This is a genomic window from Halorubrum gandharaense (assembly GCF_054654575.1).
Map to the genome: position 1 here is coordinate 1,855,815 of NZ_BAAIET010000001.1, position 22,099 is coordinate 1,877,913.

Consider the following 22,099-nt stretch of genomic DNA (forward strand, 5'->3'; position numbering starts at 1 on the left):
TCGCGGTTGCGGTCTCAGAATATGCCGCCTCCCGGATTTGAACCGGGGACAGCTCGATCTTCAGTCGAGTGCTCTCCCAGTCTGAGCTAAGGCGGCTCGCATTCCCACCAAAGTCGAATCGAGACAAAAGGATTTCGAAAGGCGGCAGCGGGGCGCCCGCCGGTCTATCCCCCGCCGCGCTCGGCCGATGGGGTTTATGAGGGCCTGTGCGGCCGGCAATCCGCTCTTATCAGGCGTCCGCGGGCGCCGGCGCACGCCGGCGGCCTACGAAACGTCGTGCTCCTCAACGAACACGTCCTGGCCGTCCTCGAAGACGACGACGGTCTCGATGGTCACCTGCCCGTCGTTCGCCTCGATGCGCGCGGCGTCGTCGGCGCCGATGTCGACGCGCTCGGTGCTGGTGAACGCCTCGTCGGCGTCGAGCCCGCCGAGCTCCTCGGTGCCCTCCCAGACGATGTCGCCGTCGGTGAACATCGTCGTCTCGACGGTCACGTCCTCGGCGGGCTCGTCACCCACGTTCGACAGCGTCGCGGTCACGTCACGACAGGTCGTGCCGCACTCCTCGATGTCGTCGACGCCAAAGTCGAAGGCAGCCTCGGTGTCCTCCATCTGTGGCTCGGCCGTCGGCTCGTGGTGTGCGTCCGTCCCGGTGATCTCGCGTACGGCGTCGCCGCCGCCGAACGCGACGAACGCCGCGACCCCGCCGACGAGCGCGAACGCGGCCACCGCGCCGACAACCAGCTTCTGCTGTCTGTCGTTCATGGCCGGAGTCCCACACGGCACTGATAAGGGGTTGGTGGCCGGGGAGGGTGGTTGACGGCGATCGCCGGGGAATCACGCTCGCGGCGCTCCAGTGCTCCTGCTCCCGACATCGCTCGCAGCAGAAAGTGGGACCGCCCGGCTCTGTTGAAATCCTCTTATTCAAATACAAAATGGCGTGAAACAGCTGGTCGATGAGACTTGCATGTTGAGCGAGATCGGGAGTGGGTATTGCAACCGGCGCCATCGGTGATCGCTTATAAATAACCCTGAGTGGTTCCGATTCTTCCTTATAAATCCAAACTGCGGTCGGCGCGCGCGAGAAACGCGCGCGAGGGAGGTCGACGGCGGCCGCGGAGCGGTCCCGCGGCCGCCGTCGACCGAGGCTGGGGAGGGCTGAGGTGCGGTTGCGGTGCTGTGCGGGGTGGGACTCAAAGGGGCAGCCGGCTCCGGGACGACGGGCGACGCGAGCACCGCAGCGGGCGGTGCTGAGAGCGAGGAGCGCAGCGAGCCCCTCGACCGGAGCCGGCTGGGGCTTTTGAAGGCGGTCCTCACCAGTGTCGCATCAGCAACTCACCAAACAACCACTCCTTATAAACGAGAAACTGAACCACCTACATCCCACTTATAAACTTCTCATCCGCTCACCTGACACACCTACTCCCGATATCGCTCATCAAGAATCCTGTGCTAACCGGACCTGGGCCAGAATTGTCACCTTCTGAGGACTTCAACAGAGCCGACCGCCCGGATTCGAACCTCAGTCGTTCCGCTTCGCTCCACTCCCTGCTTCGAATCCGCCGCACGCTCGCGGCGCTCGTGAACTACTCGCGCCGCACAAAGTGGGACCGCCCGGATTCGAACCGGGGTCACGGGCACCCAAGGCCCGGAGTATACCAGACTAACCCACGGTCCCGCACGCAATAGTACCCCCAACACGCGGTAAAGCGTTTCGTTCCGGGCGCACCGCCTGCGCGCCCGCCGGCGAGCGCTACACGCCCCAGAAGTGCCAGATCCCGACGGTGGTCACGACGGCGAGGAGGAGCTGGAGGGGCCCGCCGACGCGGACGAAGTCGGTGAAGGTGTAGCCGCCGGGGCCGTACACCATCAGGTTGGTCTGGTAGCCGACGGGGGTCATGAAGGCGGTCGACGCCGCGAAGGTGACCGCGAGCACGAACGAGAAGGCGTTCGCGCCGATCGCCTGGGCGGTGTCGATGGCGACCGGGATCATCAGGACCACGCTGGCGTTGTTGCTGATCAGGTTGGTGAGGACGGCGGTGAGCAGGTAGAACACGCCGAGCACGGCGACCGTCGGCAGGAACAGCGTGTTGTTGACGACCAAGGCGGCGAGCAGGTCGGCGCCACCGGTCCGCTCCAAGGCGATGCCGAGCGGGATGACGCCGGCGAGCAGGAAGATGACGTTCCAGTCGACGGCGTCGTACACCTCGTTCGGCTTCAGGCAGCCGGAGACGACCATCGCCACCATGCCGGCGAGCGCGGTGACGAGGATGGAGTACGGCGAGAACGCCGCCAGCAGCACGACGGCGGCGACGATGCCGACCGCGACCGGCGTCTTCTCGCGGCGCCAGTCGGGGCGGTCGACCTCGCCGGCGACGACGAACGACCGGTTTCGGCTGAGACGGTTGACGGTGTCCTCCGTCGCCTGAATCAGCAGCGTGTCGCCTCCGCGAAGCGGCGCCTGGTCCATCCGCTGGCGGATCACGGAGCCGCCGCGCCGGATGGCGAGCACGGTGGCGTCGTAGCGCTGCCGGAAGCTGAGCGACGCGAGCGTCTCGCCGACCAGCCGGGTGTCGGGCATCACGATCACCTCGACGAGGCTGTACCCCGCCTCGGGTTCGAGATCCTCGTCTCCGAGCTCCACCTCGGGCAGCAGGTCGAGCCCCTCCTCGTCCATCACGTCCACGAGCGTGTCGCGGTCGGTCCGGATGACGAGCACGTCGCCCTCCCGGAGCTCCTTGCGCGCCAGCGGCTCCATGAACGCCTCGCCGTGGCGGACGACCTGCACGATGTCGATGTCGACGTCGAGCGCCTGGAGGCTCTCGCGGACGGTCATCCCGACGAGCGGAGAGTCTTCGCGCACGACGACCTCCGTGAGGTAGTCGCTCATCGCGAACTCCTCGGTGAGCTCCTCTTCCGGCTTGATCCGCTCGGGGGTGAGCCGCGGGGCGATCGTCAGCAGGTAGATCACGCCGGCGATCAGCACGACGATCCCGAGCTGGGTGAACTCGAACATCGAGAACTGCGTGGTCGCCTCGCCGCCGATCCGGTCCCACGTGTCCGACGCGAGGATGTTGGTCGAGGTGCCGATAAGCGTGAGCGTCCCGCCCATCATCGAGGCGAAGGAGATCGCCATCAGCAGCTTCGAGGGGGAGGTTCGGGTGCGTCTGGCGATGTCCATCGCCATCGGGATCATGATCGCGACGACCGGCGTGTTGTTGATGAAGCCGGCCGTCCCGCCCGAGAGGCCGACGACCGCCGCGAGCCGCTTTTTCGGGCTTCCCTCGGTGGCGTCGACGATCCGGTTGCCGATCGACTGGACGATTCCCGTCCGGCGGACGCCCTCGCTGAGCACGAACATCGCGAGGACGGTGATCGTCGCGGAGGAGGCGAACCCGCTGAGGATCGTCCCGGAGCCGAGCCCGAGGATCGGGTCGATCGCGAACAGCGCAACCATCGCGACGATGGCGGTGATGTCGATGGGGACCGGCTCCGTGACGAACAGCACGAGCACGGCGGCGATGAGCCCGAAGACGAGCAGCATCTCCGGGGTTATCGCCGGACGGTCGATGGCGGTCTGGAGGGGGATCCCCGCCGCTAGGAGACCCGGAAGCGAGTCGGCGACGGCGGGGGCAAACACGACCGAAACGACCGCGTCGGCGAGTAAAAAGGTGGTGTTGGAGGGGAGAACACGGCGCCACCATAGGAGCCCGTCGGCGTCCGCCGCGTGAGCGCGCCCGCGTCCGCCGTGCGGCCGACGCTCGGCGGACGGGGATCTCCACCGACCCGCAGGCGGCGCAAAGATTGATTGCACCTCACCGTGACACGCACCCATGGAACGGGTAGAAGTGGCCCTCGACGAGGAGCTCGCCGGGTCGCTTTCGCGGTACGCGCGCGACGAGCAGCTACATCGGGACGCGGCCGCCGAGCGACTGCTGTCGTCCGCGCTCTCCGAGTGGCGCCGGGACCGGGCCGTCGAGCGTTTCGCCGACGACGAGGTGACGTTCACCCGGGCGGCCGAGATCGCGGAGTTGGAGCCGCCGGCGTTCGCGGACCTGCTCCGCGATCGGGGCGTCGAGGTGGACACCGACCGGGTGCTCGCGGAACTCGACGGCTGAGCAGGGAGGCGGCATGGCGGTGGCACCGGCGACCGCCGTGGCTCCGAGTGGTGTGTAAACGGAGGGCATGCGAACGGGCAGGGTTACCCGGGGGCACAACCCTCTTGAGGATGTTTGGCGACTGAGCTAGTATGACGGACGATACCGAATCCGACACCGAGACCGATCGCCGCCTCGTGGGCGGCTGGGAAGGACGCTACTACGAGGATTTCGCGGTCGGTGACGTGTACAAACACCCGTACGGGCGGACGGTGACCGAGACGGACAACGTCTGGTTCACCAACATCTCGATGAACCTCAACCCGATGCACTTCAACGAGGCGTACGCCCAGGAGACGGAGTTCGGCGAGCGACTGGTGGACGGCACCTTCGTCATCGCGCTCGCCGTCGGGATGAGCGTCATCGACGTGAGCGCCAACGCGACGGCGAACCTCGGGTACGACACGATCCGCCATCACGCGCCCGTATTCCACGGCGACACGCTGTTCGCGGAGTCGGAAGTGATCGAGAAGCGCGAGTCCTCCTCGCGTGACCACGTCGGCATCGTGACGACGGAGCTCCGGACGTACAACCAGGACGGCGACCTCGTGCTCTCCTTAGAGCGCACGCCGATGGTCCTGAAACGGTCGTACGCCGAGCCGAGCGCGGCCCAGCCCACCGGCTGGCCCGAAGGCGTCGGCACCCAACCGGAGGATCTGGAGTGACGAACTCCGATTCCGCCGCGAGCGCCCCGACCGCCGACGACCCGGTCCCCGACGAGCGGTTCGCCGGCGACCTCCCGATGGCGATGCCGGAGGAGGCGGCCGCGCTGATCCCCGAGCGAGCCACCCTGCTCGTCTCCGGGTTCGGCGGCGTCGGCTACCCCAAGCTCGTCCCCGAGACGCTGGCGGCGGGCGAGCCCCGCGAGCTCACCGTCGTCTCCGGCGGCGGCGTCGGCGACGAGGTCGACCGCGACCTCGTGGAGTCGGGCGACATGGCGCGGCGGTACCCGTTCGTCCCCAACGACACCGCCCGCGAGGCGATCAACGACGGGCGCGTGCAGTTTCACGACCGCCACATCTCCCGGCTGGCCGACGAGGTTCGCTTTGACGGCATCCGAGAGGGGATGATCGGCGAGACGCTCGCGGTCGTGGAGGCGGTGGCAGTCGGCCCCGACTGGCTGGTCCCCTCGACCTCCATCGGACACACGCCCGCGTACGTCGGCGCCGCCGACCGGATCATCGTGGAGGTGAATCGGGCACAGCCCGTCGAGCTCGCACAAGTTCACGACGTGCACGTGCGCGAGGACCCGCCGAATCGCGCCCCGATCCCGCTTTCGGACCCGCTGGGCGAGACGGACGGCCCCGCCGTCCGCTTCGACCCCGACAAGCTGGCGGCCGTCGTCGAGACCGACCGGCTCGACGACCCCTACGAGTTCCGCGAGCCGTCCGCGACCGACGAGGAGATCGCCGCCAACCTGCGGTCGTTCATGGAGGCGGAGATCGAGCGAAACCCGCTGCTGGAGGACGCCGTCAACCTGCAGTTCGGCGTGGGGAGCCTCGGCAACGCGCTGATGGGCGCGCTCGCGGACGTGGAGTTCGGTGACCGCGACGTGGCGTACGTCGGCGAGGTCGTGCAGGACGGCCTGCTCGACATGCTCGACGCCGGCGACCTCCGCGGCGCCAGCGCGACCTCGCTGGCGCTGTCGGCGGAGGGCCAAGAGCGGTTCTTCGAGAACGTCGGCGAGTACGCCGAGGACGTGGTGTTGCGGCCGGCAGACATCTCGAACGCGGCGGAGCTGATCGACCGGTTCGGCGTCGTCGGCGTCAACAGCGCCGTCGAGGTGGACCTCTACGGCAACGTCAACGCCACGCACATTCGGGGAACCCACGTCGTCAACGGCATCGGCGGCGGCGGCGACTTCGCGCGTAACTGCCGGCTGGGGATCATCGCCATCCCGTCGACGGCGGTCGGCGGCGACGTGTCCCGGATCGTCCCCATGACGCCGCACGTCGACCACAGCGAACACGATGCCAGCGTGATCGTCACGGAACACGGCGTCGCCGACCTCCGCGGGAAGTCGCCCGTCGAGCGCGCCGAGGCACTCACCGCGATCGCCGACCCGAGCTTCCGCGCGGACCTGGAGGCGTACCGCGAGCGCGCCGCGCGCGACGGCGGGAACACGCCCCACGACCTCGACACGGCGTTTAACTGGGAATGATCTGATACGATCGGATCGGAACTCGATCGTTTCACCCACCTCCAAACTAATCTTAGAAGAGGAGTACACGTTTCGTAGTAAATACAGACCGAAATCCGGGTATGGAAGCGGCTATTTCTCGTTCCCGGCGACATGCTTTTAGCCACCGACGCATAGCGTTGGGATACATGATAGATGGTGACAAGCCGACACGGCGCGACGCGTTGAAGGCGATGGGAGCAATGGGCGTTGTCGGGCTAGCCGGCTGTACGGACGACGATGGAACACACACGTTCACGCTGGCGGGGACCTCAAGCGGGAGTTCGACCCAGGCGGCGGGTAACGCCGCCGCGCTCGCGGCGTCCGAGCACAGTGACTCGATCGACGTAACCGTCCAGGAGACCGGCGGCTGGACGGCAAACATCTACGACTACGACGCGGGCGACTTCGAGTCGATCGGCGTCGACACCAACTCGATGGCGAAGGCGTTCAACGACGAGGATCCGTTCGACGAGGAGCCCGTCGAGTCGATCCCCGATCAGGGCCCCCGATTTACCAGCCTGGAGATGATCTGGGTGGCGATGGAAGGCTCGGGAATCGAATCCACCGCCGACCTCCGCGAGGGCGGCTACACGATCTACCCGATCGAGCCCGGCTTCGGGACGCGGCTGATCACGGAGGAGGTGCTCACCGAGGACGGCATCTTCGAGGCCAACGAGATCAACAACGAGAACACCGACGACATCCCCGGTGCAGTCGAGGAAGGGCGCGTCGACGCGCTGTGTGTCTACGGCTCCAACGGCATCGACCTCGCCGGCTGGTGTCAGGAGGTCGACGTGCGCAGTGACGGTGAGCTCTACGTCATCGAGACGGACGACCACTTCCGCGACACCGTCGACAGCATCGACGGCGCCCGCGCGGCCGAGTTCGAGCCGTACGGCTGGGAGCAGGACGTGACCAGCGAACTCGGTGTCGACGAAGTGTTCAGCTGGGTGCTCGACGGGATGTGGGCGTTCCACCCCGACATCCCTGCCGAGGCAACCTACGAGTTCACACGGGTCATGCACGAGCACCACGACACGATGCGTGACTCCGACCCGACCGTGCTCGACTACGAAGAGAACCCGGAGGACCTGTCGGCCGCCGTGATCGACGACATCCCGGTCCACCCCGGCGTCGCCGAGTACTGGCAGGACATCGGGATCTGGGACGACGACTGGGTCGAAGGCTAACTCGACTCGAACCGATTCCGGGGGCCTCCCCCGGAATGCGACCGAACGTTTCGGACATCTCCATCGAACGATACTATGCTGCTTATAAACGCTACAAATGACACCCGATAGCGGTCCCGAGGACGAACCGACGGTAGCCACCAGCGACGCCGATCCGACCCGCCACGACATCGATCCCGAACTCACCGAGCGGCCGATCGGAGAGGTCGTGCGGGAGCGTCTCTCCAAGCCCGCGTTGAAGCGCCGGACGACGCTGAACTCGGTTCTCGGGCTTCTCTCCATCCCCTTCTGGGCCTACGTCATGTACATGTCGCTCACGGGTGCCTCCCGGGCGATGTTCGGCATCGGCTTCCTCGGCGGGATCCTCCTGCTGTACATCCACTCCGAGCTCGCGGACAACGTGGGCGGCGGTACCAACTACATCGCCGAGGACGTCCGGGCGCTGTTCGACCGTGACAACCTCCTCGATACGGTCGGTCTCTCGTTGTGTGCCGTCATCACCATCGGGACGACAGTGTACATGTACACCAACGTGATGCGGCTGATCCGGGGCGGCCGCGTCACCGAGCTGGAGCTGGTGATGGGGGCGCTGTTCTCGCTCGTGATCATCTACCTCACGTGGCGGGCGTTCGGCGTCACCTTCCTCGCCGTCGTGCTCGTCGGGATCGGATACGCCCTGTTCGGCTTCCTGATTCCCGGGACCCTCGGACACACCGGCATCTCGGTCAACCGCACGCTCCGGATCCTCTCGATCAGCAACACCGGCTTCTTCGGCTTCCTCACACAGTTGACGGCGGCGTGGATCGCCCTGTTCCTGCTGTACGCGGGGATGTTGAAGGCGTACGGCGCGTTCGACCTGATCCTGCGGGCCGCCGTCCGCTCGGCGAAGTACGTCGACTCCGGCGTCGCCCAGACGGCGGTGATCGCCAGCGCGGTGATCGGCTCCGTCAACGGGAGCCAGACCGCGAACGCCGGCATGACCGGCTCGTTCACGATCCCGATGATGAAGGAGAACGGCGTCCGCGGCTCGACGGCGGGCGCCATCGAGTCGGTCGCCTCCACGACCGGCCAGGTGCTCCCGCCCGTGATGGGCGCCGGCGCGTTCGTCATGGCATCGCTCATCACCGGGGTCTCCTACCTCGACGTGATCGTTGCCGGGCTCATTCCGGCGGCGATCATGATGGTCGTCGTCGCGGTCGCCGTCCACTACGCGGCGGCGCCGCAGATCGACGACCCGCGAATGAGCGGGAAGTTCGACCACAAACTCACGCGGCTGGAGCTCGTTCTCGACGGCATCAAGTTCGGCGTCCCGCTGTTCGTGCTGATCTACCTGCTCGGCTTCCTCCAGTACACGGTGATGACCTCCGCGTTCTGGACGGTCGTGTCGATGGCCTTCTTCGGCATCACCATCCCGACCGGGAAGGCGGCGTACGACACCGGCGACGTGCGGGTGACGTTCTGGCGGTTCGTCGATACGCTCCAGCAAACGTTCGACGGCCTCCGTGGCGGCGTCGTCGTGCTCGCGCCGGTCGCGATCATCCTCGGTGCCATCAACGGGGTCGTCGACCTCCTGCAAGCGACCGGCGTCCCGACCGCCATCTCGCTGACCCTGATGCAGCTATCCGGCGGCGTGTTGATCATCGCGGCGATCATGGCGATGGCGATCTGCATCCTGCTCGGACTCGGGATGCCGACCACCGCGGCGTACACCGTCGTCGCCCTGCTGATCGCGCCGACGCTGACGAGCCAGTTCGGCCTGGTCGACTTCTCGGCGCACTTCTTCGTGTTCTACGCGGCGATCCTCGCCGGGCTCACGCCGCCCATCGCGACCTGTGTGGCGGTGGCGTGTAGTATCGCAGACTCCGACTTCTGGCGGACCTGCCTCGACGCGGTGAAGATCTCCGCGCCGCTGTTCATCCTGCCGTTCTCGTTCGTCTACCACCCGGAGATCGTCGACCACGGTGGCGAGTTCACCGCCAGCGTGCTGTTAACCTCCGCGATCATCCTCGCCGGAACGCTGATGATCGTCCACGGGCTCAACTACCGGTTCGACCTCGGCCGAATGCCCGCACTCGGGCTCCGGTTCGTCTTCCTTGCGCTGGGCATCGTCATCATGGTGTACCCGGAGCAGTTCGTCCAGCTCGCAGCGCTGGGCGTGGCGATGTTCCTCTACCTCACGCAGGCGGCCGTCGGTGAATCGACGCCGCTGAGCCGGATCCTGTCGATACGCCGGTAGCCGTTCCGAGAGGCGCGGAACGAGTGTTTCCGCCAGCGGGAACTCGCCGACCGCGGCCTCCCGCAGTTCGCTTCCGACTCCGAACGCGAACTACTCCACGACCGAGACAAGCGTCATCAGCGGATAGCCGTCCTCCATCTCCATGCGCGTGCGCACCGTTACGTCCTCATAGTCGATCCGCATCTCCACGTCCATCAGCGAGCCAGTCAGCTCCGTATAGCCGTTTTCGTGGTCGATCGCGTCGGCGACGCGGTCGTCGTGGATCGTCACCGAGACGGACGCACAGAACGGCTGATTCTCGATCGCCTCCGCCATCGCACTCTCCAGACTGCGGGTGCTGTCGGGTGAGACGGGCGTCCCGGCGAACTGGTGGTACAGCGAGCCGAACTTGATGCCGGCCTCGAAACAGGCCTGTTGAGCGTCGGTTGGCATGCGTTCACCGAGGAGCGCGGCGGGCTAAAAGAGAGGTGGCTCGGCGACGGGGGACGGGCGCGTCGTTGCGTCGTCGACGACTTCCTTACGTCCCGTGCTCCCAGCTGTCCATGTACTCTCGCTGTTCGGCCGAGAGCGTGTCGTGAGCGACGCCCTCGGCGGCGAGTTTGATCTCGGCGACTTCGCGGTCGAGGTCGTCGGGCAGGTCGTGGACGCCGGCGTCGTAGGCGGCGCCGTTAACGGCGAGTTCCCGGACGGCGACCGCCTGCACGCCGAAGCTCTGGTCCATCACCTCGACCGGATGGCCGAGCGCGATGGGTGCCGCGAGGTTCACCAGGCGACCCTCGGCGATCACGTTGAGTACGCGACCGTCGGGCATCTCGAAGCCCTCGACGCCGTCGCGCGCCTCGAAGCGGTCGACCGCGAGCTCGTCGAGGTCGTTCAGGTTGATCTCCACGTCGAAGTGGCCGGCGTTCGCGAGGAGCGCGCCGTCCTTCATCACCTCAAAGTCCTCACGGGTGATCACGTCGCGGTTGCCCGTCGTCGTGATGAACACGTCGCCCTTCTCGGCGGCCTCGTTCATCGGCAGCACCTCGTAGCCCTCCATGTGGGCCTCCAGCGCCTTGCGGGGGTCGACCTCGCAGACGATGACGTTGGCGTTCTGGCCGGACGCCTTCTTGGCGACGCCCTTGCCACACTGGCCGAAGCCGCCGACGACGACGTTCTTGCCGGCCCACGAGAGGTTCGTCGTCATGGCGATGGTCGCCAGCGAGGACTCGCCGGTGCCGTGAACGTTGTCGAACAGCCGCTTCATCGGCGTGTCGTTGACGGCGAAGACGGGGTACTTGAGCTCGCCGTCGGCGTCCATCGCGCGCAGGCGGTCGACGCCCGTCGTCGTCTCCTCGGCGCCGCCGACGATGGAGTCGATCAGCTCGGGGTACTCCTCGTGGACGAGCTTCACCATGTCCATCCCGTCGTCAACGGTGATGGTGGGCTCGTGGGCGATACACGCGTGCATCGCGGCGTAGTAGTCCTCGTCGTCGACGCCGCGGACGGCGTACGACGTGATCGACTCGTGGGCGTCGAGCGCCGCCGACACGTCGTCGTGCGTCGAGAGGGGATTACAGCCCGTGATCGCGACCTCGGCGCCGCCGTCGGCCAGCAGCTCGACGAGGTTCGCGGTTTTCGCTTCCACGTGCATCGCCATCGCGATGACCTCGCCCTCCAGCGGTCGCTCGGCGGTGAACTCCTCGCGGAGCGCCTCCAGAATCGGCATGTGCTGGAGCGCCCAGTCCATCTTCCGGCGACCCTCCTCGCGTGCGGCGTCGACGTCGTCGAGGTGGGCAGTCACCGGCTTGTAGGTGGCTTCACTCATGAGTGAGGATTGACCGAGCGGACACTAAACGGTGCCGGGATGTGAAGCGTCCGGGGTGATGCGTTCAGGGTAAGAGCCGTTCGGGGTGTGGAGGACGACAACATGTCTCTCCGGCCAAGCAGCGGCGCTGGCTCTCGGCCGACCGCTTAAGTGCCGACGCCACGCGTACATTGCCAATGGCAGTCGACCCCGACGAACCGCTGGTGACGGCGCAGATGGTCGGGCTGTTCGTGGCGTTCGGCGCCGACTTGGTGATCATCGCCGGCGCGCTCGCGCTCGTCGGCGTGGTCCCGTGGGCCGCCGCCGGCGTCATTACCGTCCTCGTGATGCTCGCGTTCGGGTCGTGGGTCGGGCTCCGATGGCGCTCTCGCCGGGCCGCAAGGACGGCGGCGAGCGCCGACGCGGCGGCCGAGGAGGCCGCGGCGGATCCGGTCGAGACGCTGAAACGGCGCTACGCCGCCGGCGAACTCTCCGATGAGGAATTCAAGGACGCGCTCGACCGCGTGCTGGACGTGCCATCCGGTCCGAGATCGGGAGACAGCCCTGCGGAATCGGAGTCCGCAGAGCGGGAGCTACCGGAGACGGAGCACACTGAAAAGGAACAGTGAAAACAGCGGGGCGAAGGAAGATCAGCTAGTTAGGGAGGGCCGTTCCCGTTACCGCCACCGTTGCTGTTACCCGAGTTGCCCGGACTGCTGCCGGCGTTCTCCTCGTCATCGTCGTCGTCCTCGTCGTCAGCGTCGGCGGATCCGGCGCCGCCATTGTCACCGCCCGCGTGCTCCGGCGGTCCCTGCCCGTCGTCGCTGGCGTTGCCGTTGTTACCGGCATGCTCCGGCGGACCCTGTCCGTCGCTAGCGCTGCCGTTCCCCGCGTGTTCCGGCGGACCCTGACTGCTGTTCTCGTCGTGGCCGGGCGCGTCGCTCGCGTTACCCGGGTTGTTCGAGGTCACGAAGTCCGAGACGGCCGACCCGATGCCGCCCTGACGGTCGCCGTTACGGAGACTCTCGATGAAGTCACGGACCTGCTGACCGAACGGAGCGGTGGCCTCGTCCTCCGCTTCCTCAGCGAGCAGCTCCACGGTGGTCGTCGCCGTCTCGCCGTCGTATTCGGCCGTCACGGAGATCGTGACGTTTTCGGTGGCGGCGTCGAGCGTCACCGTGCCGTTCTCGTCGGTCGTGTAGTTCCGGACACCATCGTAGGTGGCGTTCTCGCCATCGGCCAGGGAGACGTTCACCGACGCGTTCTCGACGGACTCGTCGTCGTCAGTCACTGTCACAACCGGATCGGCGTCAACGTCAGTCACCTCGACGCTCAGGTCGGTCGGTGCCACGAGGTCGACTTCGGACGTCGCCGTCTCCCCGTCGTGTTCGACGGTGACCTCGACGGTCACGTCCTCGTCAGCGGCCGGTAGCTCAACCGTGCCGTTCTCGTCCGTCTGGTGGTCGCCCGCTCCCGTGTACGAGGCGTTCTCCTCATCTACCACGGAGACGTTCACCGTCGCGTTCTCGACGGCAGTGTCGTTCTCCGTCACCGTTACCGTCGCGTTCTCGCCGGCGTCCTGTTCAACCTCCACAGCCAGCCCGTCCTCGGCCGCAGCGGCGCCGGCAACGGCGCCGACCGCGACCACCGCGACCAGCAGTAGGGTGAGCGTTCGTGTGTTCATCGTCACTCGGGCCAACGAGCGGAAAGGGGTTAAAAAGGAAACACCGTTAATCCGACTTTTCCCCGATTATCCCGGATATGGGCGCTGAAACGCGGTTTTCCGATCGGGTGAAAACGACTGAAACCCCGAGAGATGGGGAGAGTAGCCGGGTTCAAACCGGCGAGCTGTCCGCCTATCCGTCCGCCTACTCGTCCGCCTCGGCGCGAGCGACGAGGTCGGTCGCGGCCTCGCTTGCGCGCGTCTGCACCGCCTCGGCGTCAAGCGTCAGCACCTCGCGGTCGGCCATGAGCACTCGCCCGTCACAGACGGTGTGCCGCACGTCGCTACCACGCACCGCGTACGCGAGATGCGAAATCGGGTCATGAACCGGCGTGAGGTGGGGTGCGTCGAGGTCGACGACTGCGAGGTCGGCGGCCGCGCCCGCCTCGACTCGCCCGCCCGGGAGGCCGAGCGCGTCCGCGCCGGCCGCGGTCGCCATCTCGACGACGGCCTCGGCGGGGACGGCCGAGGCGTCCTCGGCGCCGAGCTTGCCAACCATCGCGGCATCGCGCATCTCGTCGAACAGGTCGAGGTCGTTGTTGGAGGCGGCGCCGTCGGTGCCGAGCGCGACGGTGACGCCCGCATCGCGCATGCGCTGAACGGGGGCGATCCCCGAGGCGAGTTTCATGTTCGAGGCTGGACAGTGGACGACCGCGGTGTCCGTCTCCGCGAGCAGCCCGATCTCCGTGTCGTCGACGTGGACGCCGTGCGCGAAGAAGTTCGCCGAGCCGAGCGCACCGAGCTCGTCGGCGTACTCCATGGGGCGCTCGTCGCGCTCGTCGACGATTGGCGTGACCTCGTCTTCGGTCTCGTTGGCGTGGAGGTGGACCGGCACGTCGTGGGCGGTCGCCAGCTCCAGCCCCTCACGGAGGTACTCCTCGCCGACCGTCGTGAGCGAGTGGGGCATGAACGCGGTCCGGATCCGGCCGTCGGCGGCGCCGTCGAGCGCGGTCGCGACCTCGATGCTCTCCTCGACATCCGCGCGCGCGTCACCCTCGTCCTTCCCGACCGTCACGGCGCCGTGGCCGAGGCGGGCACGCACGCCGGCGCGCTCGACCACGTCCGCGATCCGGTCCACGGAGAAGTACATGTCCGCGAAGGCGGTGGTGCCCGAGCGGATCATCTCCAGCACGCCGAGTTCGGCGCCGGCCTCGATGTCGTCGGGCGTGAGCTCGGCCTCGGTCGGCCAGATGTCCTCCTGGAGCCACGCGTCGAGCTCCTTGTCGTCGGCGTAGCCGCGGAGCAGCGTCATCGCCACGTGAGTGTGAGCGTTGACGAGTCCGGGCATCACCAGACAGCCCTCGGCGTCGAGTCGTTCGTCGGCCTCGGCGGCGCCGTCGAGCTCCGGACCGACCGCGAGGATCGTTCCGTCGTCGCGATCCGCGAGCACGTCGGCCTCCGTCACGCGGCCGTCCGGATGGAGGACCCGGCCGCCCGCGACGTGTAGCGTGTCCATGGGCGACGTTCCGCCGCCCGCCACCTAACGGCTTCCGGTTCTCGGCGCGGAGGTTTAAGCCGGTGGCATGCCAACATGGCACATGGGCGCCGGCGGGGACGGTCGGGACGACGAGCCCGCATCCGCCAACGACCACGCCCCCCTCGCGGAGCGGAGCGTGGGCCGGACGGAGGGTGCGGCCGTCGGCAGTCGCGACGAGCGATCCGGTGGTAGCGGGGACGACGACGACCGCCCCGTCGGCAGCGAGATCGCCGTCGAATTTCCCGCCCGCGACCCCGACGAGCTGGACGACGCCACCGAGCTCTATCTGATGGACCAGCACGCCGCCCCCGACGGCACCGTCACCGCGCAGGTGCTCGGCTGGGAGCGCGAGGGCGATACCGTCCGCGTCGACTACGCGCTCCCCACCGGCGAGCGCCGGAGCGACCGCTATCGGTGGCCGACGCCCGGGCGCTACGACGACAGCGACTTCCTCCGGCTGGTCCGCGGGCTGGGCTACATCCCGGGAACCGCCGAACACGTCGCCGGCGAGTTCGCCCGCGCCCGCCGCGAACACGGTCACTGGCGGCTCGTGACGGGGCGGCAGTGGGATGGGGGCGGGAACGTGGGGAGGGACGATGCCGCCGCAAGCGGCACTGAAGCCGGCGCAGCCGAGGTCGACGGGTGGGTGGCGAGCCGGCTTCCGCATCGTCTGCGCAGGTGGTTGGCGGGCGTCGAGCCAATGGACCTCGCAACCGCGGGCGTCGTCGCCGTCTTTCTCGCGGCGAGCTTGCCGGCGGCGCTCGCGGCCGCGACCGGCGGGCTCTCGACCGGACTCGTCGCGCTCGGCGCCGGGCTGGTGGCCGTCTTCGTGATCACGCTGTGGCTGGCGCTGGTTGCTGCGGAGATGTGAGGGGAAAACAGCCTCGATCGACCCTGTTGACATCCTCAGCAGGTGACACAGTTGAGGAGAGCTCTGGGCAGTACAGAGCCCTCACTGAGTGACCTCGGGAGTACGTCTATTACGTGAGTGGGTGTGGGGTTTATTAGTGAGGCGTCGGTGAGGTTGTGGGTCATTTATAAGGAGTGCTTGAAACACGAGTCGTTGGAGTGAGCACGACGACAAACACCTCCAAAGCCCCAGCCGGCTCCGGTCGAGGGGCTCGTTGCGCGCTTTTCGGGGCGTCTCTCCACACCGCCCGACGCCCCGAAAAGTGCTTACGTCGCCCGTCGTCCCGGAGCCGGTTGCCCCTTTGAGTCCCACCCCGCACGGCACCGCAGCCTCAGCCCTCCCCAGCCTCGGCGGACGGACCGCCGCGGGACCGCTCCGCGGCGGCCCGCCGCCTCCCTCGCGCGCGTTTCTCGCGCGCGCCGACCGCAATCTGGTTTTATAAGGGAGAAGCGGAACCTCTCTCGGTTGTTTATAAGCAGTTACCGATGACACCGTTTGCAATACCCACTCCCGATCCCGATCACCAAGCAGCTCCACCAGCCGAGCAGTTTTCTTGTTACTGTCTCTCAAAAAGAATTCCAACAGAGCCGCCTGCTCTCACACCAGGTCGGCGACCAGCCCGCGGACGTACTCGATCTCGTCGTCGATGATGGTGTGGTCCATCCCCTCGTAGATGCGCGTCTCCACGTCAGCGCCGAGCGCCGCAAGCACCTCGTCGGTGGCGTGGACGCGCTCCTCGGGGATGTGCGGGTCGCGGTCGCTGCAGCCGAGGAACGCCGGCGTCTCCGCGAGAACGTCTTGGTCGACGCCCTCCGCGTAGTCGTCGACGGCGACGGACTCCCCGATCAGCCCGCCCGAGAAGACGGCGAGGCCGCCGTACCGGGTCGGGTTGCGCGCGACGAACTCGCTGGCGAGACAGGCGCCCTGCGAGAAGCCACCTACTAGCACGCGCTCCGCCGGAATTCCAGCATCTTCGGCGCGCTCGACGGCGCGGGCGATCGCGGCGAGCCCGGAGCTCCGCCCTGGCTCGTTCCGCTCGACGGGCTGGAGGAAGGAGTTCGGGTACCACGTGTTGCCCGCCGCCTGCGGCGCGAGCAGGGCCACGTCGCCGTCGGCGCCCTCCGCGAGCTGTTGGCCAAGCCCGAGGATGCTCCGGGCGCTCGCACCGCGGCCGTGAACGAGCACGAGTGCGGCGTCCGCGTCCGCGAGGTCGGCGCCCGCGGTCACGAGCGGCTGGTCGCCATGGGGGTCCTCGCCGGCGTGGGGGTTTCGAGCGCTCACGTTACACACCCACGCCGGAGTCCGCCTCCGGCAGGTCGTTCTTCTCGACGGGGAGCCCGAGCTCTTCGAGGGCCGCCTCGATGTGGCGGTCCTGCGCGAAGTCGGCGCCGTCGTCGACGCGCTGACGCTGCGTCTCAGCGTACACCTCCGCCTTGCGGTCGTCGGGAATCTCGTACTTGTCCGCCGACAGCTCGATGACGAGTCCGTTGTTGTCCTGCGTGTAGATGGAGTGGAAGATGCCGCGGTCGAACACGTTGTACCCCCTGCCAGCCTCAGACAGCGACTCCATAATGTCCTCGTAGTCGTCGGGCTCGACGCTGAAACAGAGGTGGTGGACGGAGCCGACGCCGCCGCGCTGGCCGCGCACCGACTGTCGGTCGTCGCTCACGAAGAACGTGAGAATCCGGCCGTCACCCGTGTCAAAAAACAGGTGGGTCTGTGAGGGGTCGTCGAGATTCGGCTGGCGGAGCACGAGCGGCATCCCCAGCAGGTCGCGGTAGAAGGCGATCGTGTCCTCGGCGTTGCTCCCCCACACGGTGATGTGGTCGGTGCCGGTGGTGTGGAACGGTGCGTCCGGAAGCTCCGCGGTGACGGGTGCGTCGTCGCTCATACTCCATCTTCGGTCGCCCGGACGGTTAAAGCCGGGAGAGACGGCGAGGTGACCGACTGACGCGGGTGTTACCGGTCGTCGGGAGCGGGCGCGTCGACCAGCGTGTCGTACAGCGCGATCGCCCGGTCCCGAAGGTCAACGACCCCGTCCGTGCCCGACTCGCGGGCGGCGAGCGCGAGGACGCCACCCATGCCGACCCCCTCCTTCGCCTCGCCCCGGCAGTAGGCGTCCGTCATCGGGTGGGCGACCGCGTCGAACCGCGGGTCCGTCACGGTCAGGTCCACGTCGAGGTCGGCCGCGAGCCCCCGGACGTCCGCGGTTTCGTCGCCGGCGACGAACGAGGTGGTGGCCTGCTGCAGCGGCGCGTCCACGCCGAACCCGCGCACGAGCGCGGCTGCCGCGCTCATCTGCGTCCCGCCCGCCAGCGTCACTGGCGTCCCCGACTCCAGCGCCCCGACCGTGATCCCCGCGACACCAGCGAGTACGGGGTCGCCGACCGCGCGCAGCGCCGCAATCGGGTCGTCCGCGGCGTCACCCGGCGCGAGGCCGGCGGCGTCGAGCCCCGCCTCGACGATGGCCCGTTTCCGGTCGAGCGGGTTTTCGGGGAGCGATGAAGAGACGGCGGGACGTTCGTCCAGCGCCGTGAGCGTCGCCATCGCCGTGGTCGTCCCGCCGGGAATCGTCTCGGCAAGGACGATCCGGTCGTCCGGCAGCGATTGACCGTACGCACGCGCCGCCGTAAAGCGCTCGCCGGCGTTCGGGACGGCTTCCGGCTCGCGCACGTCTTCGCCCGGGCCACCCGGGAGGGTGGCCGTCGCGAGATTCCCGAGGTCGACCTCGTCGGCGACTCCCGCGTCGACGACGTCCACGTCGAACTCCAGCAGCTTGCGCCCCGCGCGCGTCACCACGGCGGGCGTCGGACACCCCGTCGGGGAGACGGGAAGCGCCGGCGCGTCCCGGATCTCACCGCGAAGCAGGAGCTCCGCATCCGCGACCGGGGTGTGTGCGAGCAGCTCCGGCGCGGCGCCGGCGGCGCTTATCCCGTCGATCCGCGCCGTCCGCGTCGCGCCGACAGTGAGGATGAACCGCATTATCCCGATGACTGACGCCGGGGACCTTGAGCGATCCGCAACGGTCTTTCTCCCGGGGGAAAATCTCTGGGTATGGACGTTCTGTTCCACGTCGCACACGATGCACTGCTCCACGCCGGCCACGAACACCCCAGCATGTGGTGGGTCGCGGTCGCCGCCGTCCTCTCGTTCGTCCTCGGCGTCGGCGTCGGCGCGTACGCGCTCGACCTCTCGTTCGCAAGCGACGACGCCGGCGCCCGCGGCGAGAAGTAGCTGTCCGGACGGATCCCGCTGCCGGACCGGGCGTCGGATCCCGCCGCCGGCTATCTCCCGCCGTGCTCCGCGTGAAACCGCTCGACGAGCCACGTCGTCGCCCGCTTTTTGTAGCCGTCCGGCACGTAGACGAACGGGATGGGAACGTCGAATCCGCGGTCGCCGTACAGTCCCCAGTCGCCCGCCGAGCGCGTCGTCCCGCCGTAGGCGATCGGGATGTCGCGGAGCTCGGCCGGCTCGTATTCCGGCACGTACGACCGCTCGATCCACACCTCGTGGGTCGGCAGGTCGAGCTCGGCGGCCAGTCCCTCCTCCAGCCGCGCGTCGTTGGAGACGAGCCACTCGCCGAACGCCTCCAGGTCCGCGTCCACCCGGTCGGCGTACGCGATCCGGTGTTTCCAGCAGGTCTTCGGGAACCGCCGCGCCCGGAACCGGTCGTGGAGGTCGGCGAGCGTCGTCCCCGGATTCTCGCGGGCGGCGACCCGCAGCCGCTCCATCACCGTGTTGTCGTCGACGTGCCCCTCGATGATCCCGTCGAGCGTCACCGGTGGCTCGCCCGTCTCCGCGGCGAGCTCCTCGACGAGTTCGCGGAGGAGGACGTTCGCGTACACCGATTTGTGGTGCTGGGTCACCCACATGTACAGCGCGATCCGCCCCTCCAGATAGTTGCCGAGCGTCGACAGCGCCTTCTCCGAGAGCGCGAGTCCCTCCTCGGGGTGGGCGGTGTACGCGTCGACCATCCGGTCGGTGTCGAAGCTCAACACGTTCGCGCCCGTCATCGCGTTGTCCCGGGTGATGTAGTCGAGCCGGTCCACGTCGATGGGCGAGTGGAGCAGCTGCGCGCCGAGCCCGTACTGCCACGGGCCGCCGCGCTCGTAGATGAGACTGTAGCCGAGCACGTACGCGCACACCTCCTCGGGGTCGACGCCGAGCGCCCCCAGGTCGTCCGCGAACTCCCGACAGATCAGCAGACAGCCCAGCAGCTCGTGTTCGCTCGCCTCCCGGAACGGCTTCTCGCCGAGTCCCGCCTCGCGGAACGCCGCCGTCAATCCGTGGTCGGCAAGCCGGTTCCGAATCTCGCCGGCGTCGAGAAACCGCTCGCAGATGTGTGAAAACGGCGGGTGACCAACGTCGTGGAGCAGACACGCACACTCCAGCGTGCGCTGGAGCTCGTCGAGCGCCCCCTCCGGCGTCTCCCGCACGAAGTACGGCTCCTCCCGGAGGTTCTCGAAGACCGTGCGACCGAGGTGGTAGACGCCGAGACTGTGCTCGAACCGCGTGTGGTTCGCTCCCGGATACACCAGATTCGTCGCCGACAGCTGCCGGACGTACCGGAGCCGCTGGAACGTCGGGTGGTCGACGACCCGGTCGAGCAGCTCGTCGTCGACCTCGATGTAGCCGTGGACGGGGTCTTTGATCTGGGTGGCCATACGCGAGTTGCTCGAACCTGCGGCCGAAGCCGCCTCGCTCTTTCGGTTCGCCGGCGGACGTGCTACCCGGCGCCGGCGGGCACGCAGCCCCGCGCCGGCGGGCGCGCAACCCGTACCGGTGGGTGTACAACCCCGCGTCATCGAGCGCGCAGCTACGCCGACGACTCCCACCCGGCGATCTTCGCACGCAGACACCCGGCGAGCATCAGCCCCAGTCCGATAAGCGGCAGCGAGGCGACGGTCAACACGGGCGCGAGTACGGCCTCGACAACAGCCGGTGCCGACGAGACCAGCTCCAGCACGTCCCCCGGGCGGACCGTCACGGAAACCAGCACCGCACCCGCGAGATACGCCCGATACCCCGGCCCCTCGAACGTGAAAAGCAGCGCCAGCATCGGGAACAACAGCAACACGAGATACAGCCGGTAGGAGGCGACCGCCGTCACCGCGACCGCCGCCGTCGCCAGCATCGCCGCCAGCCGGTCGTTTCGAGTCTCCATCCCCCGGTAGAACACCGCGAGAACCGCCGCCGCGACGACGAGCGTCACGACCGTCAACCAGACGGGATCGGCCTCGGGCGACACCCACCAGACCAGCTGCGACAGCGGTCGCCGGAGCGACACGTAGAACGGCCCCGCCGGGTCCGCACCGCCCACGAACGCCGCCGTGTCGCTCCGCGGCAGCAACACGTCACGGAAGTACGTCACCGTCAGCTCCCGACCGAAAACGAGAACCCCGGCGAGCAGTCCCAGCGCCCCGGTCGCCCCCCACACGCCAACCGCGACCGCCGAGCGCGTACGCAACAGCCACAGCCCCAACAGCGCCGGGAACGCCTTCACGAGCGCAACCACCCCGAACGCGAACCCCGCCACCACCTCCAGTCGCGGATCCGCGGGCCGCCACCCCCCCTTCCCGGGAACGCCGGCGCTCTCCAACGCCACGAAGCCGACGACCGCTCCCGCACCCAACAGCAGATTCACGTTGCCGAAGTACAGCGTCGGCACGGCGTGCGTCGACACGGTGAAAACCCCGACCAACAGCGCGACATCCAGCCGCTCCAGGTCAACGCCCGCCTTCCGCAGATACCGTACCACCAACAGCGCCGCCGCCACGCCGGCCGTGAGCGACAACACGGTGAACGCCGCGAACGCAACCATCCGCGGGACCACCAGGAACGGCATGAACGGGAGGACCAAAATCGGCGGATACAGGTAGTAGTCCTCGCCCGGATACCCCGGCGCCGGCACCTCGTACATCGACTCGCCCGCGAGCGCCGCCTCCGCCGCGACGTAGTAGACGGAGAAGTTCATCCCGAAGAACGGATGCGGCTCCTCACCCGGCAACAGCCCGATCAGCCCGACGAACTCCGCCCCGCCCGCAAGGATCGCCACAAGCAGCGCGACACGGATCCCCGCGCGTCGGCTCGCCACTGCCACGAGCCCACGGCGCAACCGCGAGCGGAGGTCCGCTGAGGAATCAGCCATACGCCCGCTTCCACACGCGCCGACAGGAACCTTGTGGTACGCTCAGGGACGCTGCCACACCTCGGGCGCGAACCCAAGCCGTCGCACGACGAACGGATAGCCGAACGCGACGACGAGCACGACCGCAAACGACGCCCAAAAGGAGAGCTCTCCCACGAGCTGCTCGATGCCGGCGAGCACGACGAACATCAACAGGAACATCACGCCCCAGTGGGGTGCGAGCTGGCGAACGCGGTCAGCGATTTCGGACATACACGCCTCTGGTCGGGCAAGCGGCATGTGCGTGTCGAAAA

Annotated in this window: 20 protein-coding genes and 2 tRNA genes; 8 read left to right on the forward strand and 14 right to left on the reverse strand. The window is 67.9% G+C overall.

Annotation, left to right across the window (positions count from 1 at the left end):
• Positions 1 to 22 precede the first annotated feature (22 nt).
• From ACYQ07_RS08910 to ACYQ07_RS08925, 4 genes are all read right to left on the reverse strand, one after another.
• Positions 23 to 96: transfer RNA gene (locus tag ACYQ07_RS08910), tRNA-Phe, on the reverse strand.
• Between the two features lie 168 nt (positions 97 to 264).
• A complete protein-coding gene (locus ACYQ07_RS08915; protein ID WP_459880106.1) occupies positions 265 to 762 on the reverse strand; it encodes a hypothetical protein in 498 nt (165 codons plus the stop codon).
• Between the two features lie 840 nt (positions 763 to 1,602).
• Positions 1,603 to 1,675, reverse strand: a tRNA-Pro gene (locus ACYQ07_RS08920).
• A 75-nt stretch (positions 1,676 to 1,750) separates the two neighbouring features.
• The gene (locus ACYQ07_RS08925) at positions 1,751 to 3,541 is read right to left on the reverse strand and encodes an SLC13 family permease (protein ID WP_459880297.1); all 1,791 of its coding nucleotides are present in this window, start codon (positions 3,539 to 3,541) and stop codon (positions 1,751 to 1,753) included.
• Between the two features lie 289 nt (positions 3,542 to 3,830).
• Here ACYQ07_RS08925 and ACYQ07_RS08930 point away from each other — a divergent pair, with 289 nt between their 5' ends.
• The 5 genes from ACYQ07_RS08930 (at position 3,831) to ACYQ07_RS08950 (ending at position 9,762) form a co-directional block, all read left to right on the forward strand.
• The gene (locus tag ACYQ07_RS08930; RefSeq protein ID WP_459880109.1) at positions 3,831 to 4,115 is read left to right on the forward strand and encodes a UPF0175 family protein; all 285 of its coding nucleotides are present in this window, start codon (positions 3,831 to 3,833) and stop codon (positions 4,113 to 4,115) included.
• Between the two features lie 131 nt (positions 4,116 to 4,246).
• Positions 4,247 to 4,819, forward strand: coding sequence for a MaoC family dehydratase (locus tag ACYQ07_RS08935; protein WP_459880112.1), 573 nt, complete (start codon positions 4,247 to 4,249; stop codon positions 4,817 to 4,819).
• 77 nt (positions 4,820 to 4,896) lie between these two features.
• Positions 4,897 to 6,315, forward strand: coding sequence for an acetyl-CoA hydrolase/transferase C-terminal domain-containing protein (locus ACYQ07_RS08940; RefSeq protein WP_459880300.1), 1,419 nt, complete (start codon positions 4,897 to 4,899; stop codon positions 6,313 to 6,315).
• 167 nt (positions 6,316 to 6,482) lie between these two features.
• The gene (locus ACYQ07_RS08945; RefSeq protein WP_459880115.1) at positions 6,483 to 7,526 is read left to right on the forward strand and encodes a TAXI family TRAP transporter solute-binding subunit; all 1,044 of its coding nucleotides are present in this window, start codon (positions 6,483 to 6,485) and stop codon (positions 7,524 to 7,526) included.
• A gap of 97 nt (positions 7,527 to 7,623) precedes the next feature.
• On the forward strand, positions 7,624 to 9,762 hold the full coding sequence (locus ACYQ07_RS08950; RefSeq protein WP_459880118.1) for a TRAP transporter permease: 2,139 nt from the start codon (positions 7,624 to 7,626) through the stop codon (positions 9,760 to 9,762).
• Between the two features lie 90 nt (positions 9,763 to 9,852).
• Here ACYQ07_RS08950 and ACYQ07_RS08955 read toward each other — a convergent pair whose 3' ends face one another.
• Together ACYQ07_RS08955 and ACYQ07_RS08960 are read right to left on the reverse strand one after the other, a co-directional pair.
• Positions 9,853 to 10,194, reverse strand: a complete 342-nt coding sequence (locus ACYQ07_RS08955; protein WP_459880121.1) for a dihydroneopterin aldolase family protein — start codon at positions 10,192 to 10,194, stop codon at positions 9,853 to 9,855.
• A gap of 85 nt (positions 10,195 to 10,279) precedes the next feature.
• Positions 10,280 to 11,569: an adenosylhomocysteinase gene (locus ACYQ07_RS08960; protein ID WP_459880123.1), complete on the reverse strand. Its 1,290-nt coding sequence runs from the start codon at positions 11,567 to 11,569 to the stop codon at positions 10,280 to 10,282.
• 176 nt (positions 11,570 to 11,745) lie between these two features.
• Between ACYQ07_RS08960 and ACYQ07_RS08965 the strand changes: the two genes are divergently transcribed.
• Positions 11,746 to 12,177 carry an SHOCT domain-containing protein gene (locus ACYQ07_RS08965; protein WP_459880126.1) on the forward strand — a complete coding sequence of 144 codons (432 nt, stop codon included), beginning with the start codon at positions 11,746 to 11,748 and terminating at the stop codon, positions 12,175 to 12,177.
• Positions 12,178 to 12,206: 29 nt separating this feature from the next.
• Here the strand turns inward: ACYQ07_RS08965 and ACYQ07_RS08970 are convergent, their stop codons facing one another.
• Together ACYQ07_RS08970 and ACYQ07_RS08975 are read right to left on the reverse strand one after the other, a co-directional pair.
• Positions 12,207 to 13,232 carry a hypothetical protein gene (locus tag ACYQ07_RS08970; protein WP_459880129.1) on the reverse strand — a complete coding sequence of 342 codons (1,026 nt, stop codon included), beginning with the start codon at positions 13,230 to 13,232 and terminating at the stop codon, positions 12,207 to 12,209.
• A gap of 184 nt (positions 13,233 to 13,416) precedes the next feature.
• Positions 13,417 to 14,727 carry an amidohydrolase gene (locus tag ACYQ07_RS08975; RefSeq protein ID WP_459880132.1) on the reverse strand — a complete coding sequence of 437 codons (1,311 nt, stop codon included), beginning with the start codon at positions 14,725 to 14,727 and terminating at the stop codon, positions 13,417 to 13,419.
• A gap of 67 nt (positions 14,728 to 14,794) precedes the next feature.
• On the opposite strand from ACYQ07_RS08975, the gene ACYQ07_RS08980 reads away from it, so the two are divergent.
• Positions 14,795 to 15,619: a hypothetical protein gene (locus ACYQ07_RS08980; protein WP_459880135.1), complete on the forward strand. Its 825-nt coding sequence runs from the start codon at positions 14,795 to 14,797 to the stop codon at positions 15,617 to 15,619.
• 636 nt (positions 15,620 to 16,255) lie between these two features.
• Here the strand turns inward: ACYQ07_RS08980 and ACYQ07_RS08985 are convergent.
• The 3 genes from ACYQ07_RS08985 to ACYQ07_RS08995 form a co-directional block, all read right to left on the reverse strand.
• Positions 16,256 to 16,939 (reverse strand): alpha/beta hydrolase, encoded by a 684-nt coding sequence (locus ACYQ07_RS08985; RefSeq protein WP_459880138.1) that lies wholly within the window; start codon positions 16,937 to 16,939, stop codon positions 16,256 to 16,258.
• Position 16,940: 1 nt separating this feature from the next.
• Entirely contained in the window at positions 16,941 to 17,549 is a 609-nt protein-coding gene (locus tag ACYQ07_RS08990) for a VOC family protein (protein WP_459880140.1), read from the reverse strand.
• Between the two features lie 68 nt (positions 17,550 to 17,617).
• On the reverse strand, positions 17,618 to 18,640 hold the full coding sequence (locus ACYQ07_RS08995) for a nicotinate-nucleotide--dimethylbenzimidazole phosphoribosyltransferase (protein WP_459880143.1): 1,023 nt from the start codon (positions 18,638 to 18,640) through the stop codon (positions 17,618 to 17,620).
• 72 nt (positions 18,641 to 18,712) lie between these two features.
• Here ACYQ07_RS08995 and ACYQ07_RS09000 point away from each other — a divergent pair, with 72 nt between their 5' ends.
• On the forward strand, positions 18,713 to 18,892 hold the full coding sequence (locus tag ACYQ07_RS09000) for a hypothetical protein (protein ID WP_459880146.1): 180 nt from the start codon (positions 18,713 to 18,715) through the stop codon (positions 18,890 to 18,892).
• Between the two features lie 50 nt (positions 18,893 to 18,942).
• On the opposite strand, the gene ACYQ07_RS09005 is transcribed toward ACYQ07_RS09000, so the two are convergent.
• The 3 genes from ACYQ07_RS09005 to ACYQ07_RS09015 form a co-directional block, all read right to left on the reverse strand.
• The gene (locus tag ACYQ07_RS09005) at positions 18,943 to 20,322 is read right to left on the reverse strand and encodes an HD domain-containing protein (protein ID WP_459880148.1); all 1,380 of its coding nucleotides are present in this window, start codon (positions 20,320 to 20,322) and stop codon (positions 18,943 to 18,945) included.
• Between the two features lie 152 nt (positions 20,323 to 20,474).
• Positions 20,475 to 21,806 carry a glycosyltransferase family 87 protein gene (locus tag ACYQ07_RS09010; RefSeq protein ID WP_459880151.1) on the reverse strand — a complete coding sequence of 444 codons (1,332 nt, stop codon included), beginning with the start codon at positions 21,804 to 21,806 and terminating at the stop codon, positions 20,475 to 20,477.
• A gap of 42 nt (positions 21,807 to 21,848) precedes the next feature.
• Positions 21,849 to 22,058: a hypothetical protein gene (locus ACYQ07_RS09015; protein WP_459880154.1), complete on the reverse strand. Its 210-nt coding sequence runs from the start codon at positions 22,056 to 22,058 to the stop codon at positions 21,849 to 21,851.
• Positions 22,059 to 22,099 lie beyond the last annotated feature (41 nt).